Source organism: Pectobacterium nicotianae, from assembly GCF_023272715.1.
Lineage (GTDB): Bacteria > Pseudomonadota > Gammaproteobacteria > Enterobacterales > Enterobacteriaceae > Pectobacterium > Pectobacterium brasiliense.
On record NZ_CP096821.1, the window covers coordinates 4,614,276 to 4,635,845 of the forward strand.

Annotated in this window: 13 protein-coding genes, 6 tRNA genes and 3 rRNA genes; 4 read left to right on the forward strand and 18 right to left on the reverse strand. The window is 50.8% G+C overall.

The window, feature by feature from the left end; translation table 11 throughout:
• Nucleotides 1-70: 70 nt before the first annotated feature.
• The 5 genes from tuf to MYB54_RS20545 form a co-directional block, all read right to left on the reverse strand.
• Entirely contained in the window at nucleotides 71-1,255 is a 1,185-nt protein-coding gene (tuf, locus tag MYB54_RS20525; RefSeq protein ID WP_014913795.1) for an elongation factor Tu, read from the reverse strand.
• Between the two features lie 107 nt (nucleotides 1,256-1,362).
• Nucleotides 1,363-1,438: transfer RNA gene (locus MYB54_RS20530), tRNA-Thr, on the reverse strand.
• Nucleotides 1,439-1,444: 6 nt separating this feature from the next.
• A tRNA-Gly gene (locus tag MYB54_RS20535) sits at nucleotides 1,445-1,519 on the reverse strand.
• A gap of 130 nt (nucleotides 1,520-1,649) precedes the next feature.
• Nucleotides 1,650-1,734 (reverse strand) — tRNA-Tyr (locus MYB54_RS20540).
• A 15-nt stretch (nucleotides 1,735-1,749) separates the two neighbouring features.
• A tRNA-Thr gene (locus MYB54_RS20545) sits at nucleotides 1,750-1,825 on the reverse strand.
• A gap of 331 nt (nucleotides 1,826-2,156) precedes the next feature.
• On the opposite strand from MYB54_RS20545, the gene MYB54_RS20550 reads away from it, so the two are divergent.
• Together MYB54_RS20550 and coaA are read left to right on the forward strand one after the other, a co-directional pair.
• Nucleotides 2,157-2,705 carry a GNAT family N-acetyltransferase gene (locus MYB54_RS20550; RefSeq protein WP_014913794.1) on the forward strand — a complete coding sequence of 183 codons (549 nt, stop codon included), beginning with the start codon at nucleotides 2,157-2,159 and terminating at the stop codon, nucleotides 2,703-2,705.
• A gap of 211 nt (nucleotides 2,706-2,916) precedes the next feature.
• Nucleotides 2,917-3,867: a type I pantothenate kinase gene (coaA, locus tag MYB54_RS20555; RefSeq protein ID WP_039281895.1), complete on the forward strand. Its 951-nt coding sequence runs from the start codon at nucleotides 2,917-2,919 to the stop codon at nucleotides 3,865-3,867.
• Between the two features lie 38 nt (nucleotides 3,868-3,905).
• Here the strand turns inward: coaA and birA are convergent, their stop codons facing one another.
• The 11 genes from birA to pepQ form a co-directional block, all read right to left on the reverse strand.
• Nucleotides 3,906-4,865, reverse strand: coding sequence for a bifunctional biotin--[acetyl-CoA-carboxylase] ligase/biotin operon repressor BirA (birA, locus tag MYB54_RS20560; protein WP_039463120.1), 960 nt, complete (start codon nucleotides 4,863-4,865; stop codon nucleotides 3,906-3,908).
• Complete coding sequence (gene murB / locus MYB54_RS20565; protein ID WP_248721990.1) at nucleotides 4,862-5,899, reverse strand: UDP-N-acetylmuramate dehydrogenase; 1,038 nt, start codon at nucleotides 5,897-5,899, stop codon at nucleotides 4,862-4,864. The genes birA and murB overlap by 4 nt, the downstream gene beginning before the upstream one ends.
• Nucleotides 5,900-6,053: 154 nt before the next feature.
• Nucleotides 6,054-6,169, reverse strand: a 5S ribosomal RNA gene (gene rrf, locus MYB54_RS20570).
• A gap of 125 nt (nucleotides 6,170-6,294) precedes the next feature.
• A 23S ribosomal RNA gene (locus MYB54_RS20575) occupies nucleotides 6,295-9,201 on the reverse strand.
• 215 nt (nucleotides 9,202-9,416) lie between these two features.
• Nucleotides 9,417-9,492 (reverse strand) — tRNA-Ala (locus MYB54_RS20580).
• 42 nt (nucleotides 9,493-9,534) lie between these two features.
• A tRNA-Ile gene (locus MYB54_RS20585) sits at nucleotides 9,535-9,611 on the reverse strand.
• 73 nt (nucleotides 9,612-9,684) lie between these two features.
• Nucleotides 9,685-11,226: ribosomal RNA gene (locus MYB54_RS20590) — 16S ribosomal RNA — on the reverse strand.
• The 16S, 23S and 5S rRNA genes sit together here with 2 tRNA genes alongside, the layout of an rRNA operon.
• A 393-nt stretch (nucleotides 11,227-11,619) precedes the next feature.
• On the reverse strand, nucleotides 11,620-12,159 hold the full coding sequence (hemG, locus tag MYB54_RS20595; RefSeq protein WP_039285229.1) for a menaquinone-dependent protoporphyrinogen IX dehydrogenase: 540 nt from the start codon (nucleotides 12,157-12,159) through the stop codon (nucleotides 11,620-11,622).
• 21 nt (nucleotides 12,160-12,180) lie between these two features.
• Nucleotides 12,181-13,632 (reverse strand): Trk system potassium transporter TrkH, encoded by a 1,452-nt coding sequence (gene trkH, locus MYB54_RS20600; RefSeq protein ID WP_010298674.1) that lies wholly within the window; start codon nucleotides 13,630-13,632, stop codon nucleotides 12,181-12,183.
• Nucleotides 13,633-13,674: 42 nt separating this feature from the next.
• A complete protein-coding gene (locus tag MYB54_RS20605) occupies nucleotides 13,675-14,286 on the reverse strand; it encodes an IMPACT family protein (protein ID WP_248721290.1) in 612 nt (203 codons plus the stop codon).
• The gene (gene pepQ / locus MYB54_RS20610; RefSeq protein ID WP_180774482.1) at nucleotides 14,286-15,617 is read right to left on the reverse strand and encodes a Xaa-Pro dipeptidase; all 1,332 of its coding nucleotides are present in this window, start codon (nucleotides 15,615-15,617) and stop codon (nucleotides 14,286-14,288) included. The genes MYB54_RS20605 and pepQ overlap by 1 nt, the downstream gene beginning before the upstream one ends.
• Nucleotides 15,618-15,802: 185 nt before the next feature.
• Between pepQ and fadB the strand changes: the two genes are divergently transcribed.
• Both fadB and fadA read left to right on the forward strand, forming a co-directional pair.
• Nucleotides 15,803-17,992, forward strand: a complete 2,190-nt coding sequence (fadB, locus tag MYB54_RS20615) for a fatty acid oxidation complex subunit alpha FadB (protein WP_206555960.1) — start codon at nucleotides 15,803-15,805, stop codon at nucleotides 17,990-17,992.
• An 11-nt stretch (nucleotides 17,993-18,003) separates the two neighbouring features.
• Nucleotides 18,004-19,167 carry an acetyl-CoA C-acyltransferase FadA gene (fadA, locus tag MYB54_RS20620; protein ID WP_039498465.1) on the forward strand — a complete coding sequence of 388 codons (1,164 nt, stop codon included), beginning with the start codon at nucleotides 18,004-18,006 and terminating at the stop codon, nucleotides 19,165-19,167.
• 97 nt (nucleotides 19,168-19,264) lie between these two features.
• Here fadA and fre read toward each other — a convergent pair whose 3' ends face one another.
• The gene (gene fre, locus MYB54_RS20625) at nucleotides 19,265-19,966 is read right to left on the reverse strand and encodes an NAD(P)H-flavin reductase (protein WP_010283824.1); all 702 of its coding nucleotides are present in this window, start codon (nucleotides 19,964-19,966) and stop codon (nucleotides 19,265-19,267) included.
• Nucleotides 19,967-20,018: 52 nt separating this feature from the next.
• Nucleotides 20,019-21,515 (reverse strand): 4-hydroxy-3-polyprenylbenzoate decarboxylase, encoded by a 1,497-nt coding sequence (ubiD, locus tag MYB54_RS20630; RefSeq protein ID WP_039285216.1) that lies wholly within the window; start codon nucleotides 21,513-21,515, stop codon nucleotides 20,019-20,021.
• Nucleotides 21,516-21,570: the final 55 nt, after the last annotated feature.

The window sequence follows — 21,570 nt, forward strand, 5'->3', positions numbered from 1 at the left end:
CATGACAGCGTAGAAAAAGGGCATCAAATGATGCCCTTTTATCGCGTGTCGCGTCAAATGTTATCAGCGATTAAGCGATAACTTTAGCAACAACGCCCGCGCCTACTGTACGGCCGCCTTCACGGATGGCAAAACGCAAACCGTCGTCCATCGCGATTGGGTGGATCAGGGTAACAACCATTTTGATGTTGTCGCCCGGCATTACCATCTCTACGCCTTCTGGCAGTTCGATGGTGCCCGTTACGTCAGTTGTACGGAAGTAGAACTGAGGACGGTAGCCTTTGAAGAACGGAGTATGACGGCCGCCTTCATCTTTGCTCAGGATATACACTTCGGATTCGAACTGAGTGTGTGGCTTGATTGAACCCGGCTTAGCCAGTACCTGACCACGCTCGATTTCTTCACGCTTGATACCACGCAGCAGAACACCAACGTTCTCGCCTGCACGACCTTCGTCCAGCAGTTTGCGGAACATTTCTACGCCAGTACAGGTAGATTTCGCCGTATCTTTGATACCAACGATTTCAACTTCTTCACCGACTTTAACGATACCGCGCTCTACACGACCGGTAACAACGGTACCACGACCGGAGATGGAGAATACGTCTTCGATTGGCAGCAGGAACGGCTTGTCAATGGCACGCTCTGGTTCTGGGATATAAGAATCCAGGTGCTCTGCCAGTTCGATGATTTTTGCTTCCCACTCAGCTTCGCCTTCCAGCGCTTTCAGAGCTGAACCACGAACCACTGGGGTGTCGTCGCCTGGGAAGTCGTACTGAGACAGCAGCTCACGCACTTCCATCTCAACCAGTTCCAGCAGCTCTTCGTCATCAACCATGTCACATTTGTTCAGGAACACGATGATGAAAGGAACGCCAACCTGACGACCCAGCAGGATGTGCTCACGGGTCTGAGGCATTGGGCCGTCAGTCGCAGCAACAACCAGGATCGCACCGTCCATCTGGGCAGCACCGGTGATCATGTTTTTCACATAGTCGGCGTGTCCTGGGCAGTCAACGTGCGCGTAGTGGCGAGACGGGGTATCGTATTCAACGTGAGACGTGTTGATGGTGATACCACGTGCTTTTTCTTCTGGCGCGTTATCGATCTGGTCGAATGCACGCGCGTTACCACCGTAGGTTTTAGCCAGAACGGTAGTGATTGCAGCGGTCAGCGTTGTTTTACCATGGTCAACGTGGCCGATAGTACCGACGTTAACGTGCGGTTTTGTACGTTCAAATTTTTCTTTAGACATCGATTGTCCCTCTAAGACACGGATAAATCGGTGGTATCACCACATCAACCAAGCGATAGCTTGCTGAATTTATTCACAGAAAGAAAATCAGGAGGAGGAAAAGGAAGTGGTGCTGATAGGCAGATTCGAACTGCCGACCTCACCCTTACCAAGGGTGCGCTCTACCAACTGAGCTATATCAGCACATCTTGGAGCGGGCAGTGGGAATCGAACCCACATCATCAGCTTGGAAGGCTGAGGTAATAGCCATTATACGATGCCCGCATCCTGGAACTCGGCTACCTAATTTTTCTGTAGATTTTGAAGTTGAGGAATAAGATTTTATAGACCCCGCCTTCGTCGATCCGGCTCAGTCTTACTACCGTATCGAATATCCTGTTACCAGGATTGAATTTGGTGGTGGGGGAAGGATTCGAACCTTCGAAGTCTGTGACGGCAGATTTACAGTCTGCTCCCTTTGGCCGCTCGGGAACCCCACCTGATTGTGTACTTGATGGTGCCGGCTACCGGAATCGAACTGGTGACCTACTGATTACAAGTCAGTTGCTCTACCTACTGAGCTAAGCCGGCTTCAAGTGCTGCGCATTCTAGGTAGACATAACGCTCGATGCAACAAAAAAATTGCGTAAAATGCGCTATCGCTTAGATTTTATCCAAATTCAGCTATAAATCTAGAGTAACAGTAAGAATTAGCGCAAAGAACCACCAACCCTATCCAACAAAATGGTGATTTCGCCACCAACCTTCCTCTTGTTTCTCTTGCACCAAAAATACGGTTTTGCCCTTTAGAAGAGCAGTCGCTGCACCGACCGATGCTATTTTGCTCGCTTTTCTAAGAAAACAGACCTGGAATGCATTTTGCTTGGTTAAAAATAAATTTCTGTCAAAGGGGCAAAATACGATGAAAACCGTTCAACTCAATGCAGCAACCTTACCTGTCTATCGTGAGGAACTGGCTAATCTATTGATAGATGCTGTAGAAAAAGGCGCTTCTGTTGGATACCACTCGCCACTGTCCCATAAAGAAGCCACAGAATATTTTCATAGTTTGCAAACATCCGTTTCCAGCGGTGAACGTATGATATGGGTAGCGCGCGATGAGGAGGGTATTGTCGGAAGCGTACAGCTCGAGTTGTGTCAAAAAACAAACGGGAAAAACAGAGCTGAAATTCAAAAATTACTGGTCCATAGCCGCACAAGAAGAGCGGGAATAGGCCGACTGCTCATTCAGCTATTGGAAAAGAGCGCACTTTTACAGCAGAGGGGCTTGCTCTACTTAGACACCCAAGCAGGTTCCCCTGCAGAAGCGTTCTACCGTGCCTTGGGTTATCGCCACCTGGGAGAATTGCCAGACTATGCTTGCACGCCTGATGGTTATTACCACCCAACGGCCATCTATTATAAGCGCCTCTTTGCTGTGAATGGTTTAGGTAAAGCCATCGCTAGCTAGCGAGTACCCGATGCGTAAACATAGAAGCATCGGGTACAGCACCGATTTTCTCTTCTTCTTTCTAGTAGCAAAGTGTTAACCTGCCCATTATCAAAAATTTATTGCATAAGAGAAGGTGCCGCGATCATCGCGTTGGCTAAACTAATAGCCCGTTTTCTTCGCTGAGCTGAGAGTCCCTTTTCTTACCTGTGAAGCAGGCAGAACACGACTTATGAGCAACAGAGAGCAATCCTTGGCCACGCCATATCTACAATTTAACCGCAGCCAATGGGCCGCCTTGCGCGATTCCGTCCCGTTAACGCTGACAGAGGAAGAAATCGTTAAGCTCAAAGGCATTAACGAAGACCTTTCATTAGACGAAGTCGCGGAAATTTATCTGCCGCTATCTCGCCTGCTCAATTTCTATATAAGCTCTAATTTACGCCGTCAGGCTGTGCTTGAGCAGTTTTTAGGAACCGATGGCCAAAAAATACCTTACATAATCGGCATCGCAGGTAGCGTCGCTGTAGGGAAAAGTACTACAGCCCGTGTACTCCAAGCGCTATTAAGCCGCTGGCCAGAACACCGCAGCGTAGAACTTATTACAACCGATGGATTTCTTCATCCAAATAAGGTGCTAAAAGAACGCGACTTGATGAAGAAAAAAGGCTTTCCACAATCATATGATATGCACAGCCTGGTAAAATTTGTTTCTGATATAAAATCAGGGACACACAAAGTCACGGCCCCAACTTATTCTCATCTAACATATGATATCGTTCCTAATAACAATAAAGTGTTGGAGCAACCTGATATTTTAATATTAGAAGGGTTGAATGTTTTACAAAGCGGAATGGACTATCCGCATGATCCGCATAGAGTTTTTGTTTCTGACTTTGTAGATTTCTCTATCTATGTGGATGCACCTGAAACACTGCTACAAACATGGTATATAAATCGATTTTTGAAATTTAGACAAGGTGCATTCTCAAATCCAAATTCATACTTCCATAATTACGCAAAATTGACGAAAGAAGAAGCCGTCGGCATTGCATCTCAATTATGGAAGGAAATTAATGGACTTAATCTAAAAGAAAATATCCTTCCCACCCGGGAAAGAGCTAGTCTTATTATGACTAAAAGTGCTAATCATGCCGTTGAATGTGTTCGATTAAGAAAGTGAAAATGAATGAACATGTAAAGGGGGGAATTCCCCCTTTTTTATGCGCCGCGCAGAGAAATTTCCCCACCAATATACGGTGTTATCAAACCATCGGCTTCTAATAACAATGCACCCTGGCGATCGATTCCTCGGTCTATCCCATGAATTTCGCGATTACCGATAATCAAGCGGATCGGACGATTAAAATAGTTATCCAACTTTTCCCATCTGGGAATAAATGGCTCAAGACCTTGTAGTTCAAAGACGGCCAAAGCGCTTCTTAATTCAGAAATAAGAGTCGAAGCGAGAGTATTACGATTAATCTCTATACCTGCCTCTTGTAAATTTATCCAGCCTTGATTAATCGTATCGGGAGCAGGTTCTCTCATTTGTAGATTAATACCTGCACCAATGACTAAATTAGCTGCATCCCCAGTTTTCCCTGTCAGTTCGACAAGAATGCCAGCCAACTTTCTATCCTTCAGATATAAATCATTAGGCCATTTGACTCGAACACCATCAGCACCCAGCTTATGTAGCACTTCGGCCATTACGATACCGATAACCAGACTCACCCCAACAGCCGCAGCTGGTCCCTGCTCTAGGCGCCAATATAAGGACAAATACAAATTCGCACCAAAGGGTGAAAACCATTGCCTCCCCCGACGACCACGCCCAGACTGCTGATATTCAGCAAGGCATGCATCACCGGAGGACAGTGTATCCAATCGCTCTAAAATGTACTGATTCGTAGAATCTACGACAGGTAAAACCGTTACGCCACCTTCAGGTAGGTGCTTAAGGATAACCTCTTCATCTAATAACTGCATAGGCGCTGGCAAAGAATAGCCCTTACCCGTTACAGTAAAAATATCAATTCCCCAATCGCGTATAGTTTGAATATGTTTATTAATCGCAGCCCGACTCATCCCCATCATTTCGCCCAGTAACTCACCGGAATAAAACTCCCCATCAGAGAGGATTTTAATCAACTTAAGAGGAACTGTAATATCTTTCATGATAATACCTCGATGGCATTGACCTCTCCATGCGCAGCAATAAAGCGAACTTCAGGTTCCAGCTGTATGGAGAATTTTTCAGAAACTTGGTTGCGGACGTAACGAGCTAATTCAACAATATCTGAGCTTTTTGCATTATTTTTATTAATCAGAACTAATGCCTGTTTCTCGTGAACAGCGGCACCACCAAACTGGAATCCTTTAAGTTTGCACTGATCAATTAACCATCCAGCTGCCAATTTAACGTTACCATCGGCTTGTAAATACTGAGGAGCATTCGGATACTCTCGTAAAATCCGTTCGGCATGCTGTTGTGTAATTATTGGATTTTTGAAGAAGCTACCAGCATTACCTGCCACTACAGGGTCTGGGAGTTTACTTCGACGCATATGGCATACAGAATCAAATACTTGCTGTGGCGTAACGGTTGTAGGGTCCAGTTTGGCTAAATCACCATAGTTAAGTATCGGATTCCACTCTTTCTTCAAAAAAAGTCCTACGGCGGTAATCGCAAACCCAGAACGATACTGATGCTTAAATATACTTTCACGATAACCGAACTGGCATTCCTCAGTGCTAAGACGCATGACTTTACCTTCAGTCAGATCCAACACGTCAACATAATCACAAACATGCTGTAATTCGATACCGTACGCACCGATATTCTGTATCGGTGCAGAGCCCACACATCCGGGAATTAATGCCAGATTTTCTAACCCAGCAATGCCACGCTTAAGCGTATATTCAACTAATTGATGCCAATTCTCACCTGCACCAACATGAAGATACCAGCCCTCGCTTTCTTCGCGAATATCTATACCTTTGAGTCGGTTTAGCAGAATAGTACCTAAAAAATCTTCCAGAAAAAGGACATTACTTCCTTCTCCTAGCAATAAAATGGGCTCTTGTGATACGCAGGCGACGCGCCATTCCTCGATCAATTTTTCTTGAGTATCTGCAACCGTAATACGAGAGGCAGACACAGATAATGAGAAAGAGTTATGAGGCTTTAATGAAATAATGCTCGATGGCATGATGGAAATACCTACTAATTCAGATATCACATAGTCTACCTGATCTACGCGAGATACCGACTGCCTTTTGCCACCGGATACGTATAAACAATTTTTCCTAACGCCCATAGCAAAAAGCCCCTGTCTTTCGACAGGGGCTTTCCACTTATTTGATGCCTGGCAGTTCCCTACTCTCACATGGGGAAGCCCCACACTACCATCGGCGCTACGGCGTTTCACTTCTGAGTTCGGCATGGGGTCAGGTGGGACCACCGCGCTATCGCCGCCAGGCAAATTCTGTTTCATTCCGGCCGTTATGTTTCACTTTTTTGTGTCACACAACCACCAGAACCAATCTCTGAACAAGCTGAATATCGTTCTCTATGAGTCATCTCACAAAACACCTTCGGTGTTGTAAGGTTAAGCCTCTCGGGTCATTAGTACTGGTTAGCTCAACGTATCGCTACGCTTACACACCCAGCCTATCTACGTCGTCGTCTTCAACGGCCCTTCAGGGACATCAAGTGTCCAGGGAAGACTCATCTCGAGGCAAGTTTCCCGCTTAGATGCTTTCAGCGGTTATCTCTTCCGCACTTAGCTACCGGGCAATGCAATTGGCATCACAACCCGTACACCAGTGGTGCGTTCACTCCGGTCCTCTCGTACTAGGAGCAACCCCTCTCAATCTTCCAACGCCCACGGCAGATAGGGACCGAACTGTCTCACGACGTTCTAAACCCAGCTCGCGTACCACTTTAAATGGCGAACAGCCATACCCTTGGGACCTACTTCAGCCCCAGGATGTGATGAGCCGACATCGAGGTGCCAAACACCGCCGTCGATATGAACTCTTGGGCGGTATCAGCCTGTTATCCCCGGAGTACCTTTTATCCGTTGAGCGATGGCCCTTCCATTCAGAACCACCGGATCACTAAGACCTGCTTTCGCACCTGCTCGAGCTGTCACTCTCGCAGTCAAGCTAGCTTATGCCTTTGCACTAACCTCCTGATGTCCGACCAGGATTAGCTAACCTTCGTGCTCCTCCGTTACGCTTTGGGAGGAGACCGCCCCAGTCAAACTACCCACCAGACACTGTCCGCAACCCGGATCACGGGTCCACGTTAGAACATCAAACATTAAAGGGTGGTATTTCAAGGTTGGCTCCACGCAGACTGGCGTCCACGCTTCAAAGCCTCCCACCTATCCTACACATCAAGGCTCAAGGTTCAGTGTCAAGCTATAGTAAAGGTTCACGGGGTCTTTCCGTCTTGCCGCGGGTACACTGCATCTTCACAGCGAGTTCAATTTCACTGAGTCTCGGGTGGAGACAGCCTGGCCATCATTACGCCATTCGTGCAGGTCGGAACTTACCCGACAAGGAATTTCGCTACCTTAGGACCGTTATAGTTACGGCCGCCGTTTACCGGGGCTTCGATCAAGAGCTTCGCCTTGCGGCTGACCCCATCAATTAACCTTCCGGCACCGGGCAGGCGTCACACCGTATACGTCCACTTTCGTGTTTGCACAGTGCTGTGTTTTTATTAAACAGTTGCAGCCAGCTGGTATCTTCGACTGATTTCAGCTCCATGAGCAAGTCACTTCACCTACCATCAGCGTGCCTTCTCCCGAAGTTACGGCACCATTTTGCCTAGTTCCTTCACCCGAGTTCTCTCAAGCGCCTGAGTATTCTCTACCTGACCACCTGTGTCGGTTTGGGGTACGATTTGATGTTACCTGGAGCTTAGAGGCTTTTCCTGGAAGCGTAGCATCGGTTACTTCATCACCGTAGTGACTCGTCATCACGCCTCAGTGTTAACGATGACCCGGATTTACCAAAGTCACCCACCTTCACGCTTAAACCGGGACAACCGTCGCCCGGATAACCTAGCTTTCTCCGTCCCCCCTTCGCAGTAACACCGAGTACAGGAATATTAACCTGTTTCCCATCGACTACGCTTTTCAGCCTCGCCTTAGGGGTCGACTCACCCTGCCCCGATTAACGTTGGACAGGAACCCTTGGTCTTCCGGCGTGCGGGTTTTTCACCCGCATTATCGTTACTTATGTCAGCATTCGCACTTCTGATACCTCCAGCAGCCCTCACAGGCCACCTTCGCAGGCTTACAGAACGCTCCCCTACCCAACAACACCTGAGTGTCGCTGCCGCAGCTTCGGTGCATGGTTTAGCCCCGTTACATCTTCCGCGCAGGCCGACTCGACCAGTGAGCTATTACGCTTTCTTTAAATGATGGCTGCTTCTAAGCCAACATCCTGGCTGTCTATGCCTTCCCACATCGTTTCCCACTTAACCATGACTTTGGGACCTTAGCTGGCGGTCTGGGTTGTTTCCCTCTTCACGACGAACGTTAGCACCCGCCGTGTGTCTCCCGTGATAACATTCTTCGGTATTCGTAGTTTGCATCGGGTTGGTAAGTCGGGATGACCCCCTAGCCGAAACAGTGCTCTACCCCCGAAGATGAATTCACGAGGCGCTACCTAAATAGCTTTCGGGGAGAACCAGCTATCTCCCGGTTTGATTGGCCTTTCACCCCCAGCCACAAGTCATCCGCTAATTTTTCAACATTAGTCGGTTCGGTCCTCCAGTTAGTGTTACCCAACCTTCAACCTGCCCATGGCTAGATCACCGGGTTTCGGGTCTATACCCTGCAACTTAACGCCCAGTTAAGACTCGGTTTCCCTGCGGCTCCCCTATACGGTTAACCTTGCTACAGAATATAAGTCGCTGACCCATTATACAAAAGGTACGCAGTCACCTAACAAGTAGGCTCCCACTGCTTGTACGTACACGGTTTCAGGTTCTATTTCACTCCCCTCGCCGGGGTTCTTTTCGCCTTTCCCTCACGGTACTGGTTCACTATCGGTCAGTCAGGAGTATTTAGCCTTGGAGGATGGTCCCCCCATATTCAGACAGGATGTCACGTGTCCCGCCCTACTCATCGAACTCACAACTTGTGCATTTTTGTGTACGGGACTATCACCCTTTACTGTGCGACTTTCCAGACGCTTCCACTAACACACAAACTGATTCAGGTTCTGGGCTCCTCCCCGTTCGCTCGCCGCTACTGGGGGAATCTCGGTTGATTTCTTTTCCTCGGGGTACTGAGATGTTTCAGTTCCCCCGGTTCGCCTCATGACACTATGTATTCATGTCATGATAGTGTGTCGAAACACACTGGGTTTCCCCATTCGGGTATCGTCGGGTATAACGCTTCATATCAGCTTACCGACGCTTATCGCAGATTAGCACGCCCTTCATCGCCTCTGACTGCCTAGGCATCCACCGTGTACGCTTAGTCGCTTAACCTCACAACCCGAAGATGTTTCAATTGATTCATCATCGCGCTGCGATTATTTGAGAGACTCATTGACAGACTGATTCATCACGACACACCCGAAGGTCGTCATGCATGTTCAGCTGTCATGTTTCAATTTTCAGCTTGTTCCAGATTGTTAAAGAGCAAAACTTCGCAGTGCACCTAAACAGGTACACTCTGAAATTTTCTATACAGCAGGTAGTGATGGTGGAGCTATGCGGGATCGAACCGCAGACCTCCTGCGTGCAAGGCAGGCGCTCTCCCAGCTGAGCTATAACCCCATCGTTGCTTACAGATACCTTAGATACCACTCACGGAAGAGTTGGTAGGCCTGAGTGGACTTGAACCACCGACCTCACCCTTATCAGGGGTGCGCTCTAACCACCTGAGCTACAAGCCTATTAAGGTATTTCTGCTCGTTATTTTCATCAGACAATCTGTGTGAGCACTTCACGCAACACACATCTTCTTGGTAAGGAGGTGATCCAACCGCAGGTTCCCCTACGGTTACCTTGTTACGACTTCACCCCAGTCATGAATCACAAAGTGGTAAGCGCCCTCCCGAAGGTTAAGCTACCTACTTCTTTTGCAACCCACTCCCATGGTGTGACGGGCGGTGTGTACAAGGCCCGGGAACGTATTCACCGTAGCATTCTGATCTACGATTACTAGCGATTCCGACTTCATGGAGTCGAGTTGCAGACTCCAATCCGGACTACGACGTACTTTATGAGGTCCGCTTGCTCTCGCGAGGTCGCTTCTCTTTGTATACGCCATTGTAGCACGTGTGTAGCCCTACTCGTAAGGGCCATGATGACTTGACGTCATCCCCACCTTCCTCCGGTTTATCACCGGCAGTCTCCTTTGAGTTCCCGACCGAATCGCTGGCAACAAAGGATAAGGGTTGCGCTCGTTGCGGGACTTAACCCAACATTTCACAACACGAGCTGACGACAGCCATGCAGCACCTGTCTCAGAGTTCCCGAAGGCACTAAGCTATCTCTAGCAAATTCTCTGGATGTCAAGAGTAGGTAAGGTTCTTCGCGTTGCATCGAATTAAACCACATGCTCCACCGCTTGTGCGGGCCCCCGTCAATTCATTTGAGTTTTAACCTTGCGGCCGTACTCCCCAGGCGGTCGATTTAACGCGTTAGCTCCGGAAGCCACGCCTCAAGGGCACAACCTCCAAATCGACATCGTTTACAGCGTGGACTACCAGGGTATCTAATCCTGTTTGCTCCCCACGCTTTCGCACCTGAGCGTCAGTCTTTGTCCAGGGGGCCGCCTTCGCCACCGGTATTCCTCCAGATCTCTACGCATTTCACCGCTACACCTGGAATTCTACCCCCCTCTACAAGACTCTAGCCTGTCAGTTTTGAATGCAGTTCCCAGGTTAAGCCCGGGGATTTCACATCCAACTTAACAGACCGCCTGCGTGCGCTTTACGCCCAGTCATTCCGATTAACGCTTGCACCCTCCGTATTACCGCGGCTGCTGGCACGGAGTTAGCCGGTGCTTCTTCTGCGGGTAACGTCAATCGATAAGGTTATTAACCTTACCGCCTTCCTCCCCGCTGAAAGTGCTTTACAACCCGAAGGCCTTCTTCACACACGCGGCATGGCTGCATCAGGCTTGCGCCCATTGTGCAATATTCCCCACTGCTGCCTCCCGTAGGAGTCTGGACCGTGTCTCAGTTCCAGTGTGGCTGGTCATCCTCTCAGACCAGCTAGGGATCGTCGCCTAGGTGAGCCATTACCTCACCTACTAGCTAATCCCATCTGGGCACATCTGATGGCGAGAGGCCCGAAGGTCCCCCTCTTTGCTCTTGCGAGGTTATGCGGTATTAGCTACCGTTTCCAGTAGTTATCCCCCTCCATCAGGCAGTTTCCCAGACATTACTCACCCGTCCGCCGCTCGTCACCCAAAGAGCAAGCTCTTCTGTGCTACCGCTCGACTTGCATGTGTTAGGCCTGCCGCCAGCGTTCAATCTGAGCCATGATCAAACTCTTCAATTTAAGATTTGTTTGATTTGCTGAACTCGTCAGCGATGCTCAAAGAATTAGTAACTGTTTATTCGTAATGAATTTACTGTTGTTCACTCTTCAAGACTTTTTTATATCGTTAAGATACGGTCTTGTGAGTGCCCACACAGATTGTCTGATTATATTGTTAAAGAGCAGTGCCACTTCATCGGTGGCGCGGGCTGCATATACTATGCTTTTCCGCTGTGAAGTCAAGTCATTACTGACTGCCTTCGGTTAATCTTTTTTCCTGTCACCCCAACCGCGTGTCGCTGTTGCCGTGTCAGTGGAGGCGCATTATAGGGACTTCTCGGCCACTGACAAGCGCTAAATGCAAAAAAATTACCGAGTGGGGATTTTTTCAGCAAAGCGAATTAAAAGACGCCGTTATGCCGGATTTTTCGCCGCTAATTGAGCGAAATCCTGAGCGAAACGGGAAACCTGCTGCCAGTCTGTATATTCAATCTCTTTAGTGCTATCTGTTTCCCCCCCCGTTATACGCATAATGAGTTGAATCATTACCCGATCGAACCAGCGGTAGCGTGGGTAGCGTAGGGCACCAGCGAACACGCAGCACAAATCCGGCTGCCAGGGAGAATTCAGCAGGAACTTACGCGTATAGGCATTGGTTTGTACCGTGCGTTTTTCTGGCTTACGCGCAGTGAGGTTCACGGAGAAGAATGCGCTGGGTAGCTGCTGTAGAGAAGTCAGATGCTTACGGATAAATTGATTTACCGCAGGATGAAAGCGCCCGTATCGAATCGATGCCCCAATCAGGACCTGATCGTATTGGCCCAGATCGATATCATTCGCATTGAGTACGTTAACCACATCGCACTCCAGGGTTCCTTTCAGCGTATTTGCAATATAGGAGGCAATCGCTCTTGTTTGCCCATCCCGACTCGAAAACACGATCAAAGCTTTCATTGTTCTTTATCCTTATGGGGACTATTCCCGCCAGAAGGTTGGCGTAAACAGCACTAAAAGCGTGAAGACTTCCAAACGACCAAACAGCATCGTCAGTATCAGAATCCATTTCGCCGTATCATTCATCGAGGTAAAATTCTCAGCGACAACGCCCAACCCCGGCCCCAGGTTATTCAGTGTGGCCGCGACCGCCGCAAACGCGGAAAAATCATCAACACCTGTCGCAATGACGGCCAGCATGCTGACAATAAAAACCAGCGCATACGCGGAGAAGAATCCCCACACGGCTTCAAGGATGCGTTCAGGTAACGCCCGATGACCCAGCTTAATCGTATAAACCGCATTCGGATGCACCAACCGTTTAAGCTCACGCGACCCTTGTAGGAAAAGCAGCAGAATACGAATCACTTTCAAGCCGCCTCCGGTTGAGCCCGCACACCCGCCAATAAACGCAGAGCACAGAAGCAAAACCGGCAGGAAAAGCGGCCACGATGCAATGCTATCCGTGGTAAACCCTGCTGTTGTCGCCATAGAGACAACCTGGAAGAACGCCTGATTGATCGTCTGCATCCCGCTGTCATAAACGTGGTGGAACCACAGGACAATCGTACACACGGCCACCAGCGACAGTTGAACAAAGATGAACATGCGGAATTCCGGGTCACGCCAGTATACCTTCAGGCTACGACCGCTCAGCAGGGCAAAGTGCAAGCCAAAGTTACAGCCGGAAATCAGCAGGAATATCGCGATGATGGTGTTGATCGTTGGACTATTAAAGTAGCCGATACTGGCATCATGGGTAGAGAACCCTCCGACGGACACCGTAGAGAAGCTGTGGCCAATCGCATCGAATACCGGCATGCCAGCCAGCCAAAGCGCGACAGCACAGGCAATCGTCAGTAAGAGATAAATCAGCCACAGCGTTTTTGCCGTATCGGCAATACGCGGGCGCATTTTGTTTTCCTTCAACGGTCCCGGCATCTCCGCGCGATAAAGCTGCATCCCACCAACACCAAGAATCGGCAGGATGGCAACGGCAAGTACGATGATCCCCATCCCGCCAAACCATTGCAGCATTTGTCGATAAAACAGGATGGCTTTAGGCAGTGAATCCAGCCCGACCAGCGTAGTGGCACCTGTTGTCGTCAGGCCAGAGAACGATTCGAAAAAAGCATCCGTTACGCCCAGATTAGGATGTTCAGCAAACAGGAAAGGCAGCGCACCGACGCTTCCCAGCACCGTCCAGAAGAGAACTACGATCAGGAACCCTTCGCGAGATTTCAGTTCATGCTTCTGTTTGCGGTTTGGTAACCACAGCATGATGCCAATCGCCAGCGCGACAATAAATGTCTGCGTAAACGCTCGGCCTGCGCCATCGCGGTAAATTAACGCCACCAGTCCGGGAATAACCATTGTCCCGGAAAACAGGATAACCAACTGGCCGACAATACGAGTTATGGCGCGCAAGTGCATCGCAGGGAATTCCTTAATGATTCATAAAAAGCGCTGGGATTATTATGGAATCGGCAATAAATGCAACGCGCCGCGGCTTAAATCACGTAATTTCATTGCCGCCTCCTCGGTTCCCCTAACGGGGATAGAGAACCGCAATACGACTTCCACGCCATACTCACTATGCAGAACTTTTCCACCAAGCTGGAAGATCAGGGATTCCACCTGGGGCAACAGTGCATAGTCACATTGTAAGCCATACTCTTTTTGCAATACTTTCTCTTGCAGCGATAGCAGCTTCAGCGCTTGCTGAACACCACCGCCATAAGCCTTCACTAACCCACCCGTGCCCAGCGGGATTCCGCCATAGTAGCGTACGACCACGGCCGTAATCTCACCGATACCGCTTCCCATCAGTTGCGACAGCATCGGCCTACCCGCCGTGCCGGAAGGCTCACCATCGTCAGAAAAACCAAGCTGCTGGGAATCGTCAGGCGCACCCGCAACAAATGCCCAGCAGTGGTGACCCGCCGAAGCATGCTCTTCCCTGACATGCTGGATAAACGCTTTTGCCGCGTCGATTCCCGGCGTTGCCGCCAGGATCGTCGTAAAGCGGCTTTTCTTGATTTCCTCGCTGAAGCTCACTGGCGCAGCAGGAATGGGATACGCTTGCATCAGGCCAGATTCAGGTCGCGCGTCATGTTCTCCACGCGCCCGTCATGAATGACAATATTATCCTCGATACGAATACCACCAAACGGTTTCAACGCATCAATTTTTTGCCAGTCAAAGTGCTGACTCAATTCGCCCTCACGCCACGGAGCAAGCAAGGATTCGATGAAATAGATGCCCGGTTCGATCGTCATGACCATGCCGGGTTCAAGCACGCGAGTACAACGCAGATAAGGATGCTGCGACGGTGCCGCCAGATGTGTGCCGCGATCGTCTTGCATAAATCCGGCGACATCATGCACCTGCAAGCCCAGCGGGTGGCCAAGGCCGTGCGGCAGGAAAGGCGATGTCAGCCCCTGCTCCACCATGGCCTCTTCGCTGATATCCCGCACCAGTTGATGTGATTTCAGCAGCTTCGCAATCCGCTGATGCATCTGAAGATGGTAATCGGTATAACGCACTCCCGCCTGAACGGTATCAATCAATGACAGCATTTCTTGATTGAGATCTTTAATCAGCAGGGCAAACGCGCCATCACTCTGCGCAGAATAGGTACGCGTCAGATCGGCGGCATAGCCGTTATATTCGGCACCCGCATCGATCAGAAAACTGCGGACATCGGAAGGCACCTGATGATCGAGCTGGGTATAGTGCAACACTGCGGCGTGCTCATTTAGCGCGATGATATTGCCGTAAGGGACATCGATATCACGATGACCAGTGGCCGTCAGATACGCCAGGTTAATATCGAACTCGCTCATCCCGGACAGGAATGCTTCATGCGCCGCTCGGTGACCGATAACGGCGGTCTTCTGTGCTTCACGCATGCAGGCCAGCTCGTAATCCGTTTTATAAGCCCGATGGTAGTGCAGATAATCCAGCACGCCCTGAGGGTTAATGTTGTCTGCACGAATCCCCAAATCCTGCGCACGCTGCGGAGCATAGCCAATGTAGGCAACACGTTCGCGCTGCGATGGAAGCAGTTGCCCAATATCATCAGCATTCCGTAGCACGGTAATATCGATGTCTTCAGTCCAAAAACTCTCGGGAACCGGTGCAACGTTATGCCAGTAATCCACCGGCGAGTAGAACCACAGTTTTGGTGGGTTAACGCCGTCAACCCATAGCCAGCAGTTCGGCACCTGCGTGACGGGCACCCAGGCTTTAAATTGCGGGTTAACTTTAAAAGGATAGTCGTGATCGTCCAGAAAAACGGTCAACAGCTCACCAGAGTGAATCAGTAATGCGTCAAGCTGATGGCGCGCTAAAACCGCCTGAGCACGCGCTTGCAGCGTAGCCAGATGGTGATGATATAAAGAAGCCAGCTTTTCCATGAGTATCCTTGTACGTCACGACATGATCTCTCCATTTTAACACAGGCATTCCCCAAGGGCAGCGTCCGGTGCTTTGTGATCGATTCGGCAAAAAATTAATCTCTCGTTTGCAAAACGTTAACATTAAAACCACAATTCGATTATCTGGTCATACCAGATCACTCACACAAACAGCGGAGATAAACATGCTTTATCAAGGTGAATCCCTCTACCTTAACTGGCTTGAGGACGGCATTGCCGAGCTGGTATTTTCTGCCCCTGGCTCCGTAAACAAGCTAGATACCCGCACGGTTGCCAGCCTGGGTAAAGCGCTGGACGTTCTGGCGGAACAGCCGAATCTGAAGGGCTTACTGCTACGTTCTGACAAACCGGCATTTATTGTCGGTGCCGATATCACAGAATTCCTTTCTCTTTTTGCCGCACCGGCCGAAAAGCTGCATGAATGGCTTGTCTTCGCCAACAACATTTTCAGCCGCCTGGAGGATCTGCCCGTTCCTACGCTGTCCGCGATTAATAGCTATGCGTTGGGCGGCGGGTGTGAATGTGTGCTGGCGACCGATTTTCGTTTAGCGACGACAGATGCACGCATCGGGCTGCCTGAGACCAAACTGGGGATCATGCCGGGCTTTGGCGGCACGGTCAGGCTACCACGCCTGCTGGGCGCGGACAGCGCGCTGGAGATTATCGCCGCAGGCAAAGACATCGGCGCAACCGATGCTTTAAAAGTGGGGCTGGTGCAAGCCGTTGTCGCCAATGACAAGCTGGTTCCCGCCGCCATCAAGATGTTGAAACAGGCGATTAATGGCTCACTGGACTGGCAGGCTTACCGACGTCCGAAACTTGAATCGCTGAAGCTCAATAAGGTCGAAGCCATGATGAGCTTTACCACCGCCAAAGCGATGGTGCTACAAACTGCGGGCAAGCACTATCCGGCACCGATGCTGGCAGTAAAAACCATCGAAGCTGCCGCAACCATGACGCGAGACGACGCATTGCAGCTTGAGACGCAGCACTTCGTTCAACTGGCGCGTTCCAATGAAGCTCGTGCACTCGTCGGCATTTTCCTCAACGATCAATATGTTAAAGGCAAAGCGAAGAAGCTGGTTGGCGAGACATCCGTACCGCAGCAGGCCGCCGTGCTAGGTGCGGGCATTATGGGCGGCGGCATTGCCTATCAATCTGCGTTCAAAGGCGTGCCGATTCGGATGAAAGATATCAACGAGAAGCCGCTTGCACTGGGGATGAATGAAGCCGCTAAGCTCCTGAATAAACAGATGGAGCGCGGCAAGCTGGACGGAATGAAAATGGCGACGATTCTGGCCAGTATTCAGCCAACGCTGGATTACGCTGGGTTCGAGCGCACCGACATCGTCGTTGAGGCCGTAGTTGAGAACCCGAAAATCAAAGCCAGCGTGTTGGCAGAAACCGAATCGCACGTGAGTGAGAATACGATTCTGGCCTCGAATACCTCAACGATCCCGATTGCTTCACTGGCTGCATCGCTAAAACGACCGCAAAATTTCTGTGGTATGCACTTCTTCAACCCGGTACACCGCATGCCGCTGGTCGAAATTATTCGCGGCCCACAAACCAGCGACAGCACCATCGCCAGCGTGGTGGCTTACGCCAGCAAGATGGGAAAAACGCCAATTGTCGTGAACGACTGCCCTGGATTCTTCGTGAATCGGGTGCTGTTCCCCTATTTCGCTGCATTCAGCCTATTGCTCAGAGACGGTGCCGATTTCCGCGATATTGATAACGTCATGGAGAAAAAATTTGGTTGGCCGATGGGCCCGGCCTATCTGCTGGACGTTGTCGGTATTGATACCGCTCACCATGCTCAGGCCGTGATGGCTGAGGGCTTCCCACAGCGCATGGCGAAAGACTATCGCGATGCGATTGATGTGCTGTTTGAACACCAGCGTTTCGGGCAGAAGAATGGTCACGGCTTCTACCGTTATCAAACCGATAGTAAGGGGAAGCTGCGTAAAGAACAGGATGAAGCTGTAGATGCGATCCTTCAGGACATCAGCCAACCGAAAAAAACGTTCAGCGCAGGAGAGATTATCGCGCGCATGATGATCCCAATGATTAATGAAGTCGCTCGTTGTCTGGAAGAAGGTATCGTCGCCAGCCCCGCCGAAGCAGACATGGCGCTGGTATATGGGTTAGGTTTCCCTCCCTTCCACGGCGGAGCCTGCCGCTATCTGGATACATTAGGTAGCGAACGTTATGTCGAGATGGCGCAACAGCTGGCACACCTCGGTGCCATCTATCAGGTGCCTGACGGCTTGCAGCAAAAAGCCAAAAGCAATGAAGGCTATTATCCGTCGGTCGCGCCACACGCGGACGTTTCTTACGGTCAACCGGCATGAGGACAGGAAATATGGAAAAGGTAGTAATTGTTGATGCCGTACGTACGCCGATGGGACGCTCCAAAGGCGGCGCTTTCCGCCAGGTAAGAGCCGAAGACCTGTCTGCACACCTGATGCGTAGCCTGCTGAGCCGTAACGCGGCGCTGGACGCCCGTGAGATCGACGATATCTATTGGGGATGCGTGCAACAGACGCTGGAACAAGGCTTCAACGTCGCCCGCAATGCCGCTTTGCTGGCAGAAATTCCGATGAATGTCCCTGCGACCACGGTTAATCGGCTGTGCGGTTCCTCCATGCAGGCGCTCCATGATGCAGCACGCGCTATTATGGTGGGCGATGCGAATGTCTGCTTAATCGGTGGCGTTGAGCATATGGGCCATGTGCCGATGAATCATGGCGTCGATTTTCATCCGGGGCTGAGCCGCACCATAGCTAAAGCCGCAGGTATGATGGGGCTCACGGCTGAGATGCTGGGGCGTATGCACAATATTAGCCGTGAGATGCAGGATCAGTTCGCCGCACGTTCGCACCAGCGCGCCCACAGCGCCACCCAGTCAGGAGCGTTTCGTCATGAAATTATCCCCACGGCGGGCCATGATGCAGACGGCGTGCTGCAACGCTTCGATTATGATGAGGTCATTCGCCCAGACACCACCGTCGATAGCCTTGCGGCACTCAAACCCGCGTTCGATCCGGTTAACGGTACGGTGACAGCCGCATCATCCTCGGCGTTATCCGATGGTGCGGCAGCCATGTTGATCATGAGCGAATCCCGCGCGGCATCGTTAGGTTTACCCGTACGGGCTCGCATTCGGGCAATGGCAGTGGTTGGCTGCGATCCTTCGATTATGGGTTACGGCCCCGTCCCCGCGACCAAACTGGCGTTGAAACGAGCAGGGCTCAGTCTGGCCGATATCGGCATCTTTGAACTGAATGAAGCATTCGCCGCCCAGACGCTACCCTGTATTAAAGATCTGGGGCTGCTGGAACAGTTGGATGAAAAGGTAAATCTCAACGGCGGCGCGATTGCGCTGGGTCACCCGCTCGGCTGCTCAGGCGCACGTATCTCCACCACGTTGATTAATCTGATGGAAGGCCGCGACGCCCAGTTTGGCGTGGCGACGATGTGTATCGGGCTGGGGCAAGGCATTGCGACGGTATTTGAGCGCGTCTAAACACAGGAAAGTTCTGCCAGAGCACGACTAGAAACCAAAAATCCCACAGCCGTGGGATTTTTCTTTTGCTGCTTATGTCTTACTGCTATCGACTGCTTTAAATAAACGAAAACGCATCGCTGAACATATGCGCTGTCAGCGCACCGCGCTCGTTACAAAAACGCTCACGTGCAATTTTCGCCATTTCAAAACGACCAGCAATATAGATATCCTGCTCTGCCAGTGAGCCATAATCCTGTAATACCGCACTCAGGACGGTCCCCGTTCTGCCATCCCACCCTGCTTCCGGCTGCTCAACGACCGGCACTACGCGCAGATTCGGGTGCTTGGCCGCAAAGCCTTCAAGCTCGGTTAAGTCATACAGATGCTGGGACTCACGACCACCCCAGTAAATAGCGATATCACGCTCGGGTTGCTGCGCCAGCGCGGTCAGCAGAATAGAACGCACATACGAAAATCCGGTTCCGCCCGCAATCAACACCAAGGGGCGCGTGCTCTCTTCCCGCAGCCAGGCTTCGCCGTGCGGGATATCGACCGTCAGGGATTTTTCCTTATGAATGCGTTCCATCACGGCCATCGCGTAAAGATTCAGTTCGGACGCCCCAATGTGCAACTCAATAAAATTTTTATCCATCGGGGTCGATGCCAGTGAAAAAGGACGTTTGTCTCGATCGCCCATCACCACCATCAAATACTGGCCAGCCCGAAAGGAAAACGGCGCTTCAGGTAACAAACGCACACGATAGACCGTATCGGTTATGGCTTCGACCGAAGTCACTTTACAGCTCAATGTTGTCATGCATTCCCTCTATAGGGTCATAAAAGCAAAACTGAGAACAGAGCAGCAGCCCTTAACGCTGAGGCTCTCTGTCACTAAAAATGGCCAGTTCATCCCATATTTCATCAATGCGGGCACAAACCTGTGGGTCTTTCTTGATGGGATGTCCCCACTCGCGCTGCGTCTCGCCAGGCCATTTATTGGTGGCGTCCAGACCCATTTTGGAGCCAAGGCCAGAAATCGGCGAGGCAAAATCAAGGTAATCTATCGGCGTATTTTCTACTAATACCGTATCGCGCGCCGGATCCATACGCGTCGTGATCGCCCATATGACGTCGTTCCAGTCACGCGCATTAACGTCATCATCGCAGACAATGACAAATTTCGTATACATGAACTGGCGTAAAAAAGACCAAACGCCCATCATGACGCGTTTAGCATGGCCAGGGTACTGTTTCTTCATGGTAACGACCGCCAGACGGTAAGAGCAACCCTCCGGTGGCAAATAAAAATCAACAATCTCAGGAAACTGCTTTTGCAGGATCGGCACGAAAACTTCGTTCAACGCCACGCCCAGAACAGCAGGTTCGTCCGGTGGCCGGCCGGTGTAAGTCGAGTGATAAATGGCATTCTGGCGCTGAGTAATATGCGTGACGGTAAAAACCGGGAAGTGATCGACTTCATTGTAATAGCCGGTATGGTCACCATAAGGCCCTTCCGCTGCCATTTCTCCCGGTTCAATATAGCCTTCCAGAACAATTTCCGCACTGGCGGGGACTTCCAAATCGTTCGACAGACACTTCACCACTTCGGTCTTATGACCACGCAACAAACCCGCAAAAGCATATTCCGATAGCGTATCAGGGACAGGCGTCACCGCACCGAGGATCGTCGCGGGGTCAGCGCCCAATGCGACAGACACGGGAAAACGCTGCCCGGGATTTTCCTGACACCACTCCTGAAAATCCAGCGCACCGCCGCGATGAGATAGCCAGCGCATGATCAGTTTGTTTTTACCCAGCACCTGCTGGCGATAGATCCCCAGATTCTGCCGCTCTTTATGCGGCCCGCGCGTCACGGTGAGCCCCCAGGTAATCAGCGGTGCAGCATCTTCCGGCCAGCACTGCATCACCGGAATCCGGCGCAGGTCAACGTCATCCCCCTGCCAAATCTGTTCCTGACACGGCGCAGAAGACAGACGCTTCGTCGGCATATTCAGTACCTGACGGAACTTCGGCATTTTATCCACCAGATCGCGGAACCCTTTGGGCGGCTCTGGCTCTTTCAGAAACGCCAGCAGTTTACCCACTTCTCGCAATGCGCTGACGTCTTCCTGCCCCATTCCCAATGCAACACGTTTCGGCGTGCCAAATAAATTGCACAGCACCGGCATGTCATAGCCTTTGGGGTTCTCAAACAGGAGCGCAGGGCCTTCCGCACGTAGCGTTCGGTCGGCAATTTCCGTCATTTCAAGGTAGGGATCGATGGGCTGGGTAATGCGTTTCAACTCCCCTCTCTCTTCCAGCAGTGAGAGGAATTCGCGTAAGTCACGGTATTTCATGCTATTCATCGGGGGCAGTCTATCGTTCTGGCTATTATAAAGTCTCTTCGCCAACCTGTCGCTT

What these genes read in the sequence shown, in the direction of transcription:
- MYB54_RS20605 (WP_248721290.1), bottom strand. Translation starts at nt 14,286, where the DNA reads ATGCAAGCGTATCCCATTCCTGCTGCGCCAGTGAGCTTCAGCGAGGAA.
- tuf (WP_014913795.1), bottom strand. Translation starts at nt 1,255, where the DNA reads ATGTCTAAAGAAAAATTTGAACGTACAAAACCGCACGTTAACGTCGGT.
- coaA (WP_039281895.1), top strand. Translation starts at nt 2,917, where the DNA reads ATGAGCAACAGAGAGCAATCCTTGGCCACGCCATATCTACAATTTAAC.
- MYB54_RS20550 (WP_014913794.1), top strand. Translation starts at nt 2,157, where the DNA reads ATGAAAACCGTTCAACTCAATGCAGCAACCTTACCTGTCTATCGTGAG.
- fre (WP_010283824.1), bottom strand. Translation starts at nt 19,966, where the DNA reads ATGACAACATTGAGCTGTAAAGTGACTTCGGTCGAAGCCATAACCGAT.
- fadA (WP_039498465.1), top strand. Translation starts at nt 18,004, where the DNA reads ATGGAAAAGGTAGTAATTGTTGATGCCGTACGTACGCCGATGGGACGC.
- hemG (WP_039285229.1), bottom strand. Translation starts at nt 12,159, where the DNA reads ATGAAAGCTTTGATCGTGTTTTCGAGTCGGGATGGGCAAACAAGAGCG.
- ubiD (WP_039285216.1), bottom strand. Translation starts at nt 21,515, where the DNA reads ATGAATAGCATGAAATACCGTGACTTACGCGAATTCCTCTCACTGCTG.
- pepQ (WP_180774482.1), bottom strand. Translation starts at nt 15,617, where the DNA reads ATGGAAAAGCTGGCTTCTTTATATCATCACCATCTGGCTACGCTGCAA.
- fadB (WP_206555960.1), top strand. Translation starts at nt 15,803, where the DNA reads ATGCTTTATCAAGGTGAATCCCTCTACCTTAACTGGCTTGAGGACGGC.
- trkH (WP_010298674.1), bottom strand. Translation starts at nt 13,632, where the DNA reads ATGCACTTGCGCGCCATAACTCGTATTGTCGGCCAGTTGGTTATCCTG.
- birA (WP_039463120.1), bottom strand. Translation starts at nt 4,865, where the DNA reads ATGAAAGATATTACAGTTCCTCTTAAGTTGATTAAAATCCTCTCTGAT.
- murB (WP_248721990.1), bottom strand. Translation starts at nt 5,899, where the DNA reads ATGCCATCGAGCATTATTTCATTAAAGCCTCATAACTCTTTCTCATTA.